16 protein-coding genes are annotated in these 15,367 nt (G+C 66.3%); 8 read left to right on the forward strand and 8 right to left on the reverse strand.

Features of this window, described 5'->3' with window-relative positions; translation table 11 throughout:
• Positions 1 to 46 precede the first annotated feature (46 nt).
• The 7 genes from phnF (at position 47) to ATO3_RS22175 (ending at position 6,338) form a co-directional block, all read left to right on the forward strand.
• Positions 47 to 757: a phosphonate metabolism transcriptional regulator PhnF gene (gene phnF, locus ATO3_RS22145; protein WP_088652088.1), complete on the forward strand. Its 711-nt coding sequence runs from the start codon at positions 47 to 49 to the stop codon at positions 755 to 757.
• A gap of 332 nt (positions 758 to 1,089) precedes the next feature.
• Positions 1,090 to 2,010 carry a manganese-dependent inorganic pyrophosphatase gene (locus ATO3_RS22150; RefSeq protein WP_088652089.1) on the forward strand — a complete coding sequence of 307 codons (921 nt, stop codon included), beginning with the start codon at positions 1,090 to 1,092 and terminating at the stop codon, positions 2,008 to 2,010.
• Between the two features lie 146 nt (positions 2,011 to 2,156).
• Entirely contained in the window at positions 2,157 to 3,035 is an 879-nt protein-coding gene (locus tag ATO3_RS22155) for an HAD family hydrolase (protein ID WP_088652090.1), read from the forward strand.
• Between the two features lie 249 nt (positions 3,036 to 3,284).
• A complete protein-coding gene (locus tag ATO3_RS22160) occupies positions 3,285 to 3,728 on the forward strand; it encodes a MaoC family dehydratase (RefSeq protein WP_088652091.1) in 444 nt (147 codons plus the stop codon).
• Between the two features lie 167 nt (positions 3,729 to 3,895).
• Positions 3,896 to 4,828: a bifunctional riboflavin kinase/FAD synthetase gene (locus tag ATO3_RS22165; RefSeq protein WP_088652092.1), complete on the forward strand. Its 933-nt coding sequence runs from the start codon at positions 3,896 to 3,898 to the stop codon at positions 4,826 to 4,828.
• On the forward strand, positions 4,825 to 5,295 hold the full coding sequence (locus ATO3_RS22170) for a YcgN family cysteine cluster protein (protein ID WP_088652093.1): 471 nt from the start codon (positions 4,825 to 4,827) through the stop codon (positions 5,293 to 5,295). Before ATO3_RS22165 ends, ATO3_RS22170 begins: the two co-directional genes overlap by 4 nt.
• Positions 5,295 to 6,338, forward strand: a complete 1,044-nt coding sequence (locus tag ATO3_RS22175; protein WP_088652094.1) for a threonine aldolase family protein — start codon at positions 5,295 to 5,297, stop codon at positions 6,336 to 6,338. The genes ATO3_RS22170 and ATO3_RS22175 overlap by 1 nt, the downstream gene beginning before the upstream one ends.
• A gap of 241 nt (positions 6,339 to 6,579) precedes the next feature.
• Here ATO3_RS22175 and ATO3_RS22180 read toward each other — a convergent pair whose 3' ends face one another.
• Both ATO3_RS22180 and ATO3_RS22185 read right to left on the reverse strand, forming a co-directional pair.
• Entirely contained in the window at positions 6,580 to 7,410 is an 831-nt protein-coding gene (locus tag ATO3_RS22180) for a class I SAM-dependent methyltransferase (protein ID WP_158218040.1), read from the reverse strand.
• A 256-nt stretch (positions 7,411 to 7,666) separates the two neighbouring features.
• Complete coding sequence (locus tag ATO3_RS22185) at positions 7,667 to 8,434, reverse strand: alpha/beta fold hydrolase (protein WP_198963339.1); 768 nt, start codon at positions 8,432 to 8,434, stop codon at positions 7,667 to 7,669.
• Between the two features lie 215 nt (positions 8,435 to 8,649).
• On the opposite strand from ATO3_RS22185, the gene ATO3_RS22190 reads away from it, so the two are divergent.
• Positions 8,650 to 9,672, forward strand: coding sequence for a ribose-phosphate pyrophosphokinase (locus ATO3_RS22190; RefSeq protein ID WP_088652097.1), 1,023 nt, complete (start codon positions 8,650 to 8,652; stop codon positions 9,670 to 9,672).
• Between the two features lie 74 nt (positions 9,673 to 9,746).
• Here the strand turns inward: ATO3_RS22190 and ATO3_RS22195 are convergent, their stop codons facing one another.
• The 6 genes from ATO3_RS22195 to ATO3_RS22220 all read right to left on the reverse strand — a co-directional run bounded on the left by ATO3_RS22195 (position 9,747) and on the right by ATO3_RS22220 (position 15,240).
• Complete coding sequence (locus ATO3_RS22195) at positions 9,747 to 10,097, reverse strand: H-type lectin domain-containing protein (protein ID WP_088652098.1); 351 nt, start codon at positions 10,095 to 10,097, stop codon at positions 9,747 to 9,749.
• 198 nt (positions 10,098 to 10,295) lie between these two features.
• Entirely contained in the window at positions 10,296 to 10,709 is a 414-nt protein-coding gene (locus tag ATO3_RS22200) for a F0F1 ATP synthase subunit epsilon (protein ID WP_088652099.1), read from the reverse strand.
• Between the two features lie 91 nt (positions 10,710 to 10,800).
• On the reverse strand, positions 10,801 to 12,225 hold the full coding sequence (gene atpD, locus ATO3_RS22205; protein ID WP_088652100.1) for a F0F1 ATP synthase subunit beta: 1,425 nt from the start codon (positions 12,223 to 12,225) through the stop codon (positions 10,801 to 10,803).
• Between the two features lie 21 nt (positions 12,226 to 12,246).
• Entirely contained in the window at positions 12,247 to 13,125 is an 879-nt protein-coding gene (locus tag ATO3_RS22210; RefSeq protein ID WP_088652101.1) for a F0F1 ATP synthase subunit gamma, read from the reverse strand.
• 12 nt (positions 13,126 to 13,137) lie between these two features.
• Positions 13,138 to 14,679, reverse strand: a complete 1,542-nt coding sequence (gene atpA / locus ATO3_RS22215) for a F0F1 ATP synthase subunit alpha (protein ID WP_088652102.1) — start codon at positions 14,677 to 14,679, stop codon at positions 13,138 to 13,140.
• Positions 14,680 to 15,240: a F0F1 ATP synthase subunit delta gene (locus ATO3_RS22220; protein WP_088652134.1), complete on the reverse strand. Its 561-nt coding sequence runs from the start codon at positions 15,238 to 15,240 to the stop codon at positions 14,680 to 14,682.
• Positions 15,241 to 15,367: the final 127 nt, after the last annotated feature.

The raw sequence follows: 15,367 nt of genomic DNA on the forward strand, positions 1-15,367 counted from the left end.
CGCAAATGGAAAGACTTGAAACTTTCATGACGGCAGAGGTGCGCGGATGACCCGGACGGCGATCTGGCAGACGATCAAGCGGTCGCTGACCACCGACATCGCCGAGGGGCGGTTCTCCACCGGCGACCGGCTGCCGACCGAGGCGCAGCTGGCCGGGCGGTTCGGGGTGAACCGCCACACGGTGCGGCGGGCGCTGGCGACGATGGCCGAGGAAGGGCTGGTGCATCCCCGGCGCGGCTCGGGCGTCTTCGTGGCGGCGACGCCCACGGATTACGCGATCGGGCGGCGGGTGCGCTTTCACCAGAACATCGCGGCCAGCGGGCGCACGCCGGCGAAGCGCGTGCTGTCGATCACGACCCAGGCCGCCGGCGCGTCCGAGGCAGAGGCGCTGAGGCTGGACCCCGGCGCGGCGGTGCATGTCTATGACGGGCTATCGCTGGCCGACGGGCAGCCGGTGGCGGTGTTCCAGTCGATCTTCCCGGCCGAGCGTCTGCCCGGCCTGCCCGAGGCTCTGGAGCGCATCGCCTCGGTGACCGAAGCGCTGGCGGCCTGCGGGGTGCCGGATTACACGCGGGTGTCCACCCGGATCACGGCGAAGGAGGCCAACGCGACCCAGGCGCTGCACCTGCAGATCGCCGAAGGCGCGCCGATCCTGCGGACGGTAAGCGTGAATGCCGATCCCGACGGGGTGCCGGTGGAATTCGGGCGAACCTGGTTCGCGGGGGACCGGGTGACGCTGACCGTCGGCGACGAGTGATTTGGCCCGCGCCTGCGCGAGAGGCCCTGGCGGCGGGCCAGGCGGCCCCTGTCGCATGAGTATTTGTGCAAAGATGAAGCAGGGGCGGTGCACGCCGGGGGCGACGGGCGGCGCGGCTGGAGGGCCCGGACAGGGCAGCCAAGGCGGCGGAACGCGTGAACCCCCTGCGATGACGGTGGATTCCGGGGCGGCGTGCGCGCGCCGGTCGGCGCAAAGCGGGCACAGACGTCGCAGGCGGTCACGCGGTGGTGACAAGGCCGGGGCTGACCCCTATAAGGCGCGCGAATTGCATATCGCCAGACCACCCCTTGCAGCCTGAAGGATCGTTTCGAATGACCACGCAAGTTTTCGGCCACAAGTCTCCCGACACGGATTCCACCGGCTCGCCCATCATCTGGGCCTGGTACCTGAAAGAGGTGCAGGGCACCGATGCCACCCCCGTTCTGCTGGGCGAGCCCAACACCGAGGCCGCCTTCATGCTGGAGCGCTGGGACCTGCCCAAGCCCGCGATCATCGAGGACGTGGCCGAGGATGCGCCGGTCGTCATCGTCGACACCAACAACCCGGCCGAGCTGCCGGCCTCGATCAACAAGGCCGACATCCAGGGCATCATCGACCACCACAAGCTGGTCGGCGGCCTGGAAACCAAGGGCCCGATCGATATCACCGTGCGCCCGCTGGCCTGCACCGCGACCATCCTGATCGACCTGATGGGCGAAGACGCCGACCGCATGCCGCAGGCGATCAAGGGCGCGGCCCTGACCTGCATCCTCAGCGACACGATGGAGTTCCGGTCGCCCACCACCACGCCGCACGACAAGGCCGTGGCCGAGAAGCTGGCCGGCGAGCTGGGCGTGGACATTCCCTCCTACGCCGCCGAGATGTTCGCCGCCAAGTCGGACGTCGGCGCCTTTTCGGATGCCGAGCTGCTGCGGATGGACAGCAAGGAATACGAGGTCGACGGCACCAAGTTCCGCGTCTCGGTCCTGGAAACCACCGCGCCGGGCGTCGTGCTGGACCGCAAGGACTCTCTGGTCGAGAGCATGAAGACCGTGGCCGCCGAAGACGGTGTCGACCAGGTGCTTCTCTTTGTCATCGACATCCTGCAGGAAGAGGCCACGCTGCTGGTCCCCAACGACCTGGTGAAGGGCGTGGCCGAGAAGAGCTTTGGCGCCTCGGTGTCCGGCGACACCGTGGTGCTGCCCGGCGTGATGAGCCGCAAGAAGCAGATCATCCCAAGCCTCAAGGTCTGATCGACCGGGATCGCGTGTTGCAGGGGCCGCCGTCGGGCGGCCCCTTTGCGTTTCGCCCCCCTGGTGCCATGGCCCATCGCCGCTTGCGGCAGGGCCCGGTTTCGTGTTTGACCAAGACCAAACCACCGCCGGAGGCCACGCCGCCCATGACCCAGATCATTTCCGCCCTCTCCGAGGTCTCGTCGCGCTACGATGCGCTGTTCGTCGATCTCTGGGGCTGCCTGCATGACGGCGTCCGCGCCCTGCCCGAGGCCGTGGCCGCCTTGCAGAGCTACCGCCAGGGCGGCGGAGTGGTGATCCTGGTGACCAACTCACCCAAACCCCGCGCCGGGGTCGAACAGCAGATCCGCGACCATTTCGGGGTGCCCGACGATTGCTGGGACGGGATCGCCACCAGCGGCGACAGCGCACGGGTGGCGATGTTCACCGGCGCCATCGGCCGGAAGGTCTGGTTCATGGGCGAACCGGAACGCGACCTGGGCTTCTTCGAGCCGCCAAAGCTGCTGGACGATCCGCTGCCGATCGAACGGGTAGAGCTGGACGAGGCCGAGGGGATCGCCTGCTGCGGCCCCTTCGATCCGCTGGCCGACCCGTCGGTGAACCGCCCCGAATTCCTGCTGGCCAAGACACGCGGGCTGAAGCTGCTGTGCGCCAACCCCGACATCGTCGTCGACCGGGGCGAGGTGCGCGAATGGTGCGCCGGCGCGCTGGCGCAGCTTTACACCGAGATGGGCGGCGAAAGCCTCTATTTCGGCAAGCCGCATCCGCCGATCTACGATCTCGCGCGGCGCCGGCTGACCGCGCTCGGCCACGATTTTCCGGCACAGTCGATCCTGGCGATCGGCGACGGCATCCACACGGATATCGCCGGCGCGATGGGCGAGGATCTCGACTCCCTGTTCGTCACCGGCGGCCTCGCCGCGGCCGACACCAAGACCCGCGGCCAGCCCGACCCCGAGGCGCTCGAGGCCTATATCGCCCGCGAAGGCCGCCAGCCCACCTTCTCCATCGGCCACCTGCGCTGAGCTGACCCCCAGCCAGATAATCCGTCACCGCCCGGCCCACCGCCGGCGCGGTGTCTCTTCACGTCTTCTTCTTGGCCCAAATACCTCCGGGGGAGTCGCCATCGGGCGACGGGGGCAGCGCCCCCAAAGCTGACATCCCCCTAAAGTACAGCGCCGCCCTTGACTTTCTGCACTTGCAAAGTAATTTAATTACTATAGAAGGATCTCAGAAAGTATTTTGTTACCCCACCAATCCCGGAAGCTCGGACCATGCTGGACAATCTGCCCCGCGGCACGATCTGCATCGAAGACATCGAAATGGGCATGACCCGGTCCTTGCAGAAGGTGGTGACCGACCAGGATATCGAGATGTTCGCCCAGGTCTCGACCGACCGGAACCCGGTGCACCTGGACGACGATTACGCCCGCGACACGATCTTCGAGGGGCGTATCGCCCATGGCATGCTGACCGCCGGGCTGGTGTCGGCCGTCATCGGAGAACAGCTGCCGGGTCATGGCACCGTCTACCTGGGCCAGACGCTGAAGTTCCTGGGCCCCGTGCGTCCCGGCGATATGGTCCGGGCCGAGGTGACGGTGACCGCGATCGACCCGGCGAAACGCCGGGTGACGCTGGATTGCCAATGCCTTGTGGACTGCAAGAAGGTCCTTGTCGGCGAGGCCACGGTGCTGGCGCCCTCGCGCAAGTTCGACTGACGCCCCGCAGGCGGTGGGGTGAAACCCCACCCTACGCCTCTCTCCCCCCATCGCGGTGCCACAGGGAAAAGCAGCGACCGGGGCGGTGCAGAGAAAGCTCCCTCCGCCTGCCGGAGGCCCGCAACAGGCGCTTGATCCTCCCTGCCCTCGCGGGTACGGCTTGCGCCATGCGGATCATCCGGGACTATCAATTCGTCGAAGCCCAGGATCGCGGCGCCTGCGCCGCGATTGGCAATTTTGACGGCGTGCATCTGGGTCACCAGGCTCTAATCGACATCGCCCGGAAGGTCGCGCCTGGCGCCCCGCTCGGCGTGCTGACGTTCGAGCCGCATCCGCGCAGCTATTTCGCGCCCGACTCGCCCCCCTTCCGGCTGATGGACGCCCGCGCCCGCGCGCACCGGCTGGAGAAGCTCGGCGTCGAACGGCTCTATCAGCTGAACTTCAACGCCGCGCTGGCCGGGCTGACCCCCGAAGACTTCGCCCGCATCGTCATCTCCGAAGGGCTGGGGCTGAGCCACGTGATCGTCGGCCGGGATTTCCGCTTTGGCAAGGATCGCGCCGGCGCCGCCGAGGACCTGGAGCGCTTTGGCGCGGAGATGGGCTTTGGCGTCACGATCGCGCCGCTGGTCGAGGATACCGGCGTCACCGTCTCCTCAACCGCGATCCGCGAGGCGCTGGCCGAGGGCCGCCCGCGCGATGCCGCGCGGATGCTGGGCCACTGGCACCGGATCGAGGGCACCGTCATCGGCGGCGAACAGAAGGGCCGCGAGCTGGGCTATCCCACCGCCAATATCTCGATCGAGGGGCTGCATGCCCCGGCGTCCGGTGTCTATGCGGTGCTGGTCGATGTGCTCGACGGGCCCAACACGGGCAGCTATCACGGCGCCGCCTCGCTGGGCTTGCACCCGATGTTCGGCCGCGACGTGCCGAACCTTGAAAGCTTCCTCTTCGATTTCTCCGCGGATCTCTACGGCGCGACCCTGTCGGTCGGGCTGGTCGAGTTCCTGCGCCCCGAGACGCGGTTCGACGGGCTGGATGCGCTGATCGCCCAGATGGATGCCGATTGCGCCCGCGCCCGGCAGATCCTGGCCGCGCTATGAGCGACCCGATCGACCGCAAGGGGCTGAAGTCGCGCTTCTGGGAACGCAAATCGCTGGACCAGATGAGCCCGAAGGAATGGGAGGCGCTCTGCGACGGCTGTGGCAAGTGCTGCCTGAACAAGCTGGAGGACGAGGACACCGGCGAGGTCGCCCTGACCCGCGTGGCCTGCCGCCTGTTCGACGACACCACCTGCCGCTGCGCCCAGTACGACATCCGCCACCAGTTCGTGCCGGAATGCATCGTGCTGAAGCCCTCCAATCTCGACACCCACGCCTACTGGATGCCTGAGACCTGCGCCTATCGGCTGCTGTGGCAGGGCAAGCCCCTGCCCGAGTGGCATCCGCTGATCACCGGCGATCCCGAAAGCGTGCACGCGGCCGGCGTGTCGATGCGCCTGCGCACCGTGCCCGAGTTCGAAATCGACCAGGACGACTGGGAAGACCATATCATCGAGGAGCCCATCTGATGTTCTTTGCCTCCGACAATACCGGCCCCGTGCACCCCGACGTGATGGCCGCGCTGGCCGCGGCGAACGAGGGCTACGCGATGGGCTACGGCGCCGATGCGCTGGCGGCGGAGGTCCAGGACCGGATCCGCGAGATCTTCGAGGCGCCGGAGGCCGTCGTCTACCTGGTCGCGACCGGCACGGCGGCAAATTCGCTGGCGCTGGCGACGCTGTCCACGCCATGGCAGACGGTGTTCTGCTCGCCGGTCGCGCATATCCATGAGGACGAGTGCAACGCGCCGGAATTCTTCACCGGCGGCGCCAAGCTGACGCTGGTGGGCGATGCGGACAAGATGACGCCCGAGACCCTGCGCGCGGCCATCGCGGGCGAGGAGACGCGCGGCGTCCACGGGCCGCAGCGCGGGCCGGTGTCGATCACCAACGTGACCGAGCGGGGCACGGTCTATACCGCTGGCGAGGTGGCCGGGCTTTGCGCCGTGGCGAAGGAGTTCGGCCTGCCGGTCCACCTGGACGGCGCGCGCTTTGCCAATGCGCTCGTGGCCACCAACGCCACCCCGGCCGAGATGACCTGGCGCGCCGGGGTCGACGCGCTGTCCTTCGGCGGCACCAAGAACGGCTGCATGGGGGTCGAGGCGGTGGTCTTCTTCGATGCCGAAAAGGCCTGGGAATTCGAGCTGCGGCGCAAGCGGGGGGCGCATCTGTTCTCCAAGCACCGCTACCTGTCGGCCCAGATGGCGGCCTATCTGCAGGATGACCTCTGGCTGCGGCTGGCGCGGATGGCCAACGATGGCGCGGCAAAGCTGGCAGACGGGCTGAAGGACGCCGGGGCCGGGTTCGAGTGGGAGCCGCAGGCGAACATGATCTTCCCGTCCTTCCCCAGGAAACGGCACCAGGCCCTGCATGAGGCCGGGGCGAAATATTACGTTTGGGAAGGTGACCTGGACGGGGCCGATCCGGAGGAGAGGCTGACCGCGCGGCTGGTCTGCGACTGGTCGGTGAGCGAGGACGGGATCGACCGGTTCCTCGAGGTTCTGAAGGGCTGAGCCCGGGGGAGTGTCCCACGCGTGGGACACTTTCCGCCCTTATAGGAATCAATGGGTTGCGAGCGCGCATTTACCGTTTGGTAACATACGCATCCCCCTGCGGCGCAGGAAAAGCACAGGTGTCGCGCATCAGGCACAGGCGCCTTTCCCGCCGGATCCAGGTCTTCGAGGATCGGGCAAAAGGCGCGGTGCGAAGATCATGCGGGAACGCCGGCCACGAGCCGGCGGCGGCCACCAGGGGCTAAACCGGCAGACGCGCGTGCAGTTCAATCGGCGCAATCAATCCGCGTTCTATGTTCTGAATCATGTGCCGCACCTTCAACGCCGTATCCTCGCCCATGACAAGATGCAGCCCCAGCGGCGGCGGGCCATCCGCACGGCTTTGCGCGGCGGCGAGATCCGCGAAGAACTGCTTGGCAAATGCGGTGCGGTCGATCCGGTCGGTCACCTCGAATCCGACGGATTTCAAAGCCGCCTCATATGTCTGAGGCGACGCAAGCGCGCTCAGATCCGAAGAGGACGCCCAGGGCGCCGGATAGTCCATCTGGCCCTCTCCGACCTGCATCACGTCGTAGATCGCAAAGATGCCGCCGGGTTTCAGCACCCGTTTCGCTTCCCGCGCTAGACCCGTCTTGTCCGCGATGTTCATGCCGACATGGATCATGTAGGCGGCGTCCATGGATCCGGTATCCAGCGGCAGATCGAGCACGCTGCCTTCGACAAGCCGGACCCGATCCGACAGGCCCGTCCATTCCGTGAGATGGCGCCCGGTTTCCACGAACTCCGCGGTCAGGTCGACACCGGTGACATGCGCCCCGGTGACCGACGCCACAAAACGTGCCGGGCCGCCAAGGCCACAGCCCAGATCCACGACCCGGCTTTCGGGTGACAGGTTCAGAGACTGCACGAAGGGGGCCGTGGCGAGGCGACCGCCAATGTGGAATTCATCCACCGGGGCCAGGGCGTCGTGGGGAATAGGTGGGGTCAGGTCAAGTGCTGCGCATCCATCGGAAATCCGCTTGAGCAGATGCCCGGAGTGGTAGTGCTGCGCCACATCTTCGAGATTGGTCATCTTGAGCCGCCCTGACTGGATTGCGCCAGGGTACACAATGTCTTTAAAAGTGTCAGCATTGTCCCGCATTGCGGATCATCGGCCGGGAAGGCGTCGCGTATCGCCCGAGGGCCAAGGCCCACCACCCGCCGGGCCCCGGCCGGGCAAAGGGGTGTCCGCGCCCCCTCCCCCGGTGCGCAGAGCCGTCCGCCCTTCACCGAAGGGCAGCCCGCAGTTGCGAAGGGCTGCCCGGGGCGCGGCGCCCGGCGGAGAGGGATCAGTCCGGGTGGCGGTCGATGAAGGCGCGGATCTCGGTCGCGGTCTGGGTGGCATGGGTGATCGCCACCATATGCCCGGCCCCGGCGATGATCTTGTTCTCGGCGCCGGGGATGCGCGCCGCAAGCTGGTCGTTGATCTCGCCGATCACCGGGTCGGTGTCGCTGCCCCGGATCAGCTGCACCGGGCAGCGCAGCCCCTCCAGCCGCCCGGGCGCGAGAAAGCCCAGCCGGTCCCCGGTCAGCGTCTCGCCGGCCGCCGAAACCAGCGGGATCGCCCGGGTCATGCCGGCCCGGACCGGCGCGGGCAGGTCATCCCAGCCGATCGCGTCCTCGTCCGCCCACATGGCGTTGAACCGGCGCGCCGCCGTCGCGCGATCGCCCTGCGCCAGCGCATCCAGCGTCGGCTGCAGCCGCGCCTCGTGCTCGGCCAGGGCCCGGGTCCCTCGGGCGGCGCACATCAGCACCGGCTCGATCAGGGTGGCGCTGCGCACCAGCTCGGGCCGGGTCAGCGCCAGCCACAGCGCCACGGTCGCGCCGAAGGAATGGCCGACGACATCCATCGGCCCCTCCATCAGCCCTGCGGCGATGCCGGCCACGGTTTCCAGGTAATCGCCCTGCCCGTCCCAGTCGGCGCTGCGGCCATGGCCCGGCATGTCGAAGGCCGTCAGCCGCGCAATACGGTCCAGCCGGGCCGCGACCCCCTTCCAGGCGCTGGCCTGGGCCAGCGTGCAATGCAGGGCCAGCAGCTGGCGCGGGCCCTGTCCCATGCGCGTAACGTGAACCGCGGGGCCCCCGGGACAAGCGCCGTCGCGGGTCGAGCTGCCCCCAATGCCGTCTTTCATAACCGCGATTCGCCCCCATGATCCGTTTGCCCGCCCCTGCGCGGGACCATCACCTTTGCGCGACCGTACGGGCGTGATAATCGGTGTCAACACAGCGAATCTGACGTTCTGGCCCGTCGCCGCCCGAGGAAAATCTATTCATGCCGCAACTCAACGAACCCAAGCTTATCGCCGGGAATGCGAACCTGCCCCTGGCCGAGGCCATCGCCCGACGCATGACCATGCACCGTGGCGTCCACACCGGGCTTGTCGACGCGCGGGTCGAACGGTTCAACGACGCCGAGATCTTCGTCGAGGTCTACGAGAACGTGCGCGGCGAGGACATGTTCATCATCCAGTCGACGTCGAACCCGGCGAACGACAACCTGATGGAACTTCTGGTCATGTCCGACGCCCTGCGCCGGTCCTCGGCCGCGCGGATCACCGCCGTGATCCCGTATTTCGGCTATGCCCGGCAGGATCGCCGGACCAAGGCGCGCACCCCGATCACCGCCAAGCTGGTGGCCAACATGCTGGTCGGATCCGGGATCGAGCGGATCCTGACGATGGACCTGCACGCGGCGCAGATCCAGGGCTTCTTCGACATCCCCGTCGACAACCTCTATGCCTCGCCGGTCTTCGCGCTGGACATCATCTCGCGCTTCCAGGGGCAGATGGACGAGCTGATGGTCGTCTCGCCCGATGTCGGCGGCGTGGCGCGCGCGCGCGAACTGGCCAAGCGGATCAACTCGCCCCTGTCGATCGTGGACAAGCGCCGCGAGAAGCCGGGCGAAGTGGCGGAAATGAACATCATCGGCGAGGTCGAGGGCAAGATCTGCCTGATCGTCGACGACATCTGCGATACCGCCGGCACGCTGTGCAAGGCGGCCGAGGTGCTGATGGAGAACGGGGCCAAGGAAGTGCATGCCTATATCAGCCACGGCGTGCTGTCGGGCCCGGCGGTGGAGCGGATCACCAAGTCGGTCATGTCCTCGCTGGTGATCACCGATTCCATCCAGCCGACCGAGCCGGTGATGGGCGCGCACAACATCCGGATCGTGCCGACCGCGCCGGTCTTTGCGCAGGCGATCCTGAACATCTGGAACGGCACGTCGGTCTCTTCGCTTTTTGAGCAGGACACGCTGACACCGATCTACGAGACGCTGTATCCCGGCATCCGCTGAGGCGGGTCACTTCGAACGGAACCTGTGCCGGCCCCCGCCCGGGGGCCCGCGCGCCCTGGCCGTCGCGGCGGCTGTCAGTCCAGCTGCCAGTCATCCGCGTGCGGCAATTCCCCGATCGCCATCCAGGCCACGCGGATGCGCGCGACGCGGCTGTCTCCCCAGGTGCGGAACACGATCTCGCAGCCCTCGGGGGTGATGTTGGCCGTCGAGAGATCGGCGCGCATGTGGCTTTCGGTATCCACGTCCCACAGCGAGACCGAGACATGCACCGCCGGCGGCTGGCGGAACCGGGACGAGAACCGCACCGTCCCGCGCCGTTCCCGCGGGCCCCTGCCCGTCCACATGTCCCCGCCGTCCTGGAAGTCGGAGAACAGGTTGATTTCACCCTGATCGATCCCGACCAGGTGATTGCGCAGTTGTTTCATCGCGTCCGTGGAGGCTTCGAGGCCGGCGCGGAGACCCGCCTCTCGTACTTATGTCCGACAAGGAAGTCGCATATTCGGGCGGGTTTCAAGAGAAAGCGTCATGCGCCCGGGGCAAAGGCCGGAAGGAAGGGCCAAAGAAAAGGGGCCTCCGCGGTACGGAAGCCCCTTGATTGTCCGGTTCGGCACGCAGCCGGCGCATCACAGCGACATGTGGTCGCCGAGCGCCTCCATGTCGGCCAGAAGCTTGGCGGCCTCGTCGACGAAGGACTGGTCGGTCTCACCCTTCTTGGCCTGCTCATGCGCGGCGCGGGCGCCGGCGACCAGCTCGTCCAGGTGATCGCGGGTCATTTCGTCGACCGGGATCGCCTTTTCGGCCAGCACGGTGATGCCGCCTGCAGAGATCTCGGCAAAGCCGCCGGTCACGACATATTCCGACGCGCCCTGCGGGGTTTCCGCCTTGAGGATGCCGGGGCGCAGGGTGGTGATGGTCGGGGCATGGTCGGCCATGGCCGTCATGTCGCCATCGGCGCCGGGGATCTGCACCGCGCTCGCCTCGAGCGACGCGAGGCGCCGTTCGGGGCTGACGAGGTCGAACTGCATCAAGTCTGCCATATTGTTCTCCTGTGCGGGAGCGGCGGGGGAGACCCCCGCCCGACACCCGGCGGTTGGGGCCGCGCAGGGCGGGGGTCAGCCCGCCGCTGGCTTATGCAGCGTCTGCCGCCATCTTCTCGGCCTTGGCCTTCACCTCGTCGATGCCGCCAACCATGTAGAAGGCCGCTTCGGGCAGGTGGTCGTATTCGCCGGCAACAACCGCCTTGAACGACTTGATCGTGTCTTCCAGCGGGACCTGGACACCGTCCGAGCCGGTGAAGACCTTGGCCACGTCGAAGGGCTGGGACAGGAAGCGCTGGATCTTCCGGGCGCGGGCCACGGTCAGCTTGTCCTCTTCCGACAGTTCGTCCATCCCGAGGATGGCGATGATGTCCTGCAGCGACTTGTAGCGCTGAAGGATACCCTGGACGTCACGGGCAACCTGGTAATGCTCTTCGCCGACGATCTGCGGGTCGAGAATCCGCGACGAGCTGTCGAGCGGGTCCACGGCCGGGTAGATGCCGAGTTCCGAGATCGCACGCGACAGAACGGTCGTTGCGTCGAGGTGGGCGAAGGTCGTTGCAGGCGCGGGGTCGGTAAGGTCATCCGCGGGAACGTAGACGGCCTGGATCGAGGTGATCGAGCCGGCTTTCGTCGAGGTGATGCGTTCCTGCATCTGGCCCATGTCGGTGGCCAGCGTCGGCTGATAGCCCACGGCCGAAGGAATACGACCCAGCAGAGCCGACACCTCGGAGCCCGCCTGCGTGAAGCGGAAGATGTTGTCCACGAAGAACAGAACGTCGGTCCCGGACTGGTCGCGGAACTGCTCGGCCAAGGTCAGGCCGGTCAGGGCGACGCGGGCACGGGCTCCCGGCGGTTCGTTCATCTGGCCGTAGACCAGGGCCACCTGCGAATCTTCCAGGTTGTCCGGCTTGATCACGTTGGATTCGATCATCTCGTGGTAGAGGTCGTTCCCTTCACGGGTCCGCTCGCCCACGCCGGCGAACACGGAATAGCCCGAGTGCACCTTCGCGATGTTGTTGATCAGTTCCATGATCAGAACGGTCTTGCCCACGCCGGCACCGCCGAAGAGGCCGATCTTGCCGCCCTTCGAATAGGGCGCCAGCAGGTCGACGACCTTGATGCCGGTGACCAGGATTTCCGATTCCGTCGCCTGTTCCGCGAATTCCGGCGCGGTGGCGTGGATCGGGCGGGTTTCCGATGCGTTGACCGGGCCGCCTTCGTCGACGGGCTCGCCGACGACGTTGAGGATCCGGCCGAGGGTGGCGTTGCCCACCGGGACCGAGATCGGGCCTTCGGTGTCGGTCACTTCCTGACCGCGCACCAGACCTTCGGTCGCGTCCATCGCGATGGTCCGCACGGTGCTTTCGCCCAGGTGCTGCGCGACTTCCAGGATCAGTTTCTTGCCGTTGTTCTCGGTGGTCAGCGCGTTCAGGATCTCGGGCAGGTGGTCATCGAACTGAACGTCGACAACGGCGCCGATGACCTGGGTCACTTTGCCTTTTGCGTTAGCCATGTTTCGTCTCCGGTTGTCTTTTTACAGCGCCTCGGCGCCGGAAATGATTTCGATCAGCTCGTTCGTGATGACGGCCTGACGCGAACGGTTGTACTGGATCGTCAGCTTGTCGATCATCTCGCCGGCGTTGCGGGTCGCGTTGTCCATGGCGGACATCCGTGCACCCTGTTCCGAAGCGCCGTTCTCGAGCAGGGCCGAGAAGATCGCCGTCGCAACGCCCTTGGGCAGCAGATCGGCCAGGATGGCCTCTTCGCTGGGCTCGTAGTCGTACAGCGTCGACGCGCCGGCATCTTCCTCGGGCTTATCGAAGGAGGCCGGGATGATCTGCTGCGCCGTCGGCACCTGGCTGACCACGTTGACGAACTTCGAATAGAAGATCGTCGCGACGTCGAACTCGCCTTCGTCGAACCGGTCCAGCACCGCCTGCGCGATCTCTTGCGCATTGGCGTAGCCGAGCGTCTTCACTTCGCTCAGGTCGACATGGTCGACGAACAGATCCTTGTAGTCGCGGCGCAGGGCATCGCGGCCCTTCTTGCCCACGGTCAGGATCTTGATCGTCTTCCCTTCGGCCCGCAGCTCGGCGATCCTGGTCCGGGCGAGCTTGGCGATATTGGCGTTGAAGCCACCGCACAGCCCGCGTTCGGACGTCATCACGACCAGCAGGTGCACCTTGTCGCTGCCCGTGCCGGACAGCAGTTTGGGTGCCGTGTCGCTCTCGCCGACCGAAGCCGCCAGCCCCGCCATCACGGCATTGAACCGTTCGGCATAGGGGCGCGCATCCTCGGCCGCTTCCTGTGCCCGCCGCAGTTTCGCGGCGGCCACCATTTGCATGGCCTTGGTGATCTTGCGGGTCGATTTGACCGACTCGATCCTGTTCTTGAGGTCCTTGAGACTAGGCATCGACCAGTCCCCTTACGCGAAGTCGGCTGCGAATTCGTCGATAACAGCCTTCATTTTTTCAACCGGTTCACCGCCCTTGAACTTGGGGTCCTCGTCGGTGATCCACTGCAGGAAGTCTGCTTTCTTGGTCCGCAGGAAGTTCAGCAGACCGGCTTCGAACTTGCCAACCTGGTTCACCGGCAGCTTGTCGAGGTAGCCGTTGGTGCCGGCGAAGATGACGCAGACGATTTCCGAGTTGGTCAGAGGCGAATACTGCGGCTGCTTCATCAGCTCGGTCAGGCGCGCACCACGGTTCAGCAGCTGCTGGGTCGCGGCGTCGAGGTCGGAGCCGAACTGGGCGAAGGCGGCCATCTCGCGGTACTGGGCGAGCGACAGTTTCACCGGGCCGGCGACCGAGGACATGGCCGAGGTCTGGGCCGAGGAGCCGACGCGCGAAACCGACAGACCGGTGTTCACGGCGGGGCGGATGCCCTGGTAGAACAGTTCGGTTTCCAGGAAGATCTGGCCGTCGGTGATCGAGATCACGTTGGTCGGGATGAAGGCCGACACGTCGCCGCCCTGGGTTTCGATGATCGGCAGAGCCGTCAGCGAGCCCGAGCCGTTGTCTTCGTTCAGCTTGGCCGAGCGTTCCAGCAGGCGGGAGTGCAGGTAGAACACGTCGCCCGGGTAAGCTTCACGTCCCGGCGGACGGCGCAGCAGCAGCGACATCTGGCGGTAGGCGACGGCCTGCTTGGAGAGGTCATCGTAGACGATCAGCGCGTGGCGGCCGTTGTCGCGGAAGAATTCCGCCATCGCGGTCGCGGTGTAGGGCGCCAGGTACTGCATCGGGGCCGGTTCGGACGCGGTTGCGGTCACGACGATGGAATATTCCATCGCGCCGGTCTCTTCGAGCTTCTTCACCAGCTGCGCAACGGTCGAACGCTTCTGGCCAACGGCCACGTAGACGCAGTAGAGCTTCTTGCTCTCGTCGTCGCCGGCGGCTTCGTTGTAGGATTTCTGGTTCAGGATGGCGTCCAGTGCCACGGCAGTCTTGCCGGTCTGACGGTCGCCGATGATCAGCTCGCGCTGGCCGCGGCCGATCGGGATCATGGCGTCGATCGACTTGAGGCCGGTCGCCATGGGCTCGTGCACGGATTTGCGCGGGATGATGCCCGGCGCCTTCACGTCGCCGACGCGGCGCTCGGAGGTTTCGATCGGGCCCTTGCCGTCGACCGGGTTGCCAAGCGCGTCGACGACGCGGCCGAGCATGTTGTCACCCACCGGAACGTCCACGATCGAGTTGGTGCGCTTGACGACGTCACCTTCCTTGATGTCGCGGTCGGAGCCGAAGATCACGACGCCGACGTTGTCGGTTTCGAGGTTCAGCGCCATCCCGCGGATGCCGCCGGGGAATTCCACCATCTCGCCGGCCTGAACATTGTCGAGGCCGAAGACGCGTGCAATCCCGTCACCCACGCTGAGCACGCGGCCAACTTCGGAAACTTCGGCTTCCTGGCCGAAGTTCTTGATCTGGTCCTTCAGGATCGCAGAAATCTCTGCAGCTTGGATACCCATTTATCCGACCTCTTTCATGGCGTTCTGGAGGGAGGCGAGCTTGGACCGGATCGAGGTGTCGATCATGGTCGAGCCCAGCTTTACAATCATGCCGCCGATGAGTGCTTCGTCGACGGTGGTCTTGAGAGAAACGTCCTTGCCGGCGCTGTCGCGCAGCATAGCGGCGAGCTTTTCGGACTGTGTTTTCGACAGCGCGACGGCGCTGGTCACCTCTGCGGTCACCTCGCCGCGGTTCTCGGCCAGCTTCTCGCGCAGGGCGGTCAGCAGCTGAGGCAGCACGAACAGACGGCGCTTCTGCGCCATCAGGGCCAGGCCCTTGCGCATCACGTCGGCGAGTTCCATCTTGTCCGCGATGGCCGCGATTGCCGCGCCCTGCTCGCTGCGCGAGATCATCGGGGACGAGATCAGCGACCGCAGGTCTTCGCTTTCGGACAGGGCGTTTGACAGGTCGTCAACGCTGGATTCGAGGCTGTCGAGGTTGGATTCTTCTTTCGCGATTTCAAAAATCGCGGAGGCATAGCGTGCTGCAATGCCGGCGGAAATCGAAGCTGGTTCGGACACGTCCACCCTTCCGATCTTTCGGGCCCCGGCACCGCCCAGTCGGCGCGCGTAGGCATGTTGACCGACCCGGAAAATACCGGGGCGGCAAAATCAGCGTGGGTCTAGCAGAGCCTCCCCCACCCCGCAA

Origin of the sequence: Marinibacterium profundimaris (assembly GCF_002210095.1) — a bacterium.
GTDB classification, from domain to species: Bacteria; Pseudomonadota; Alphaproteobacteria; order Rhodobacterales; family Rhodobacteraceae; genus Marinibacterium; species Marinibacterium profundimaris.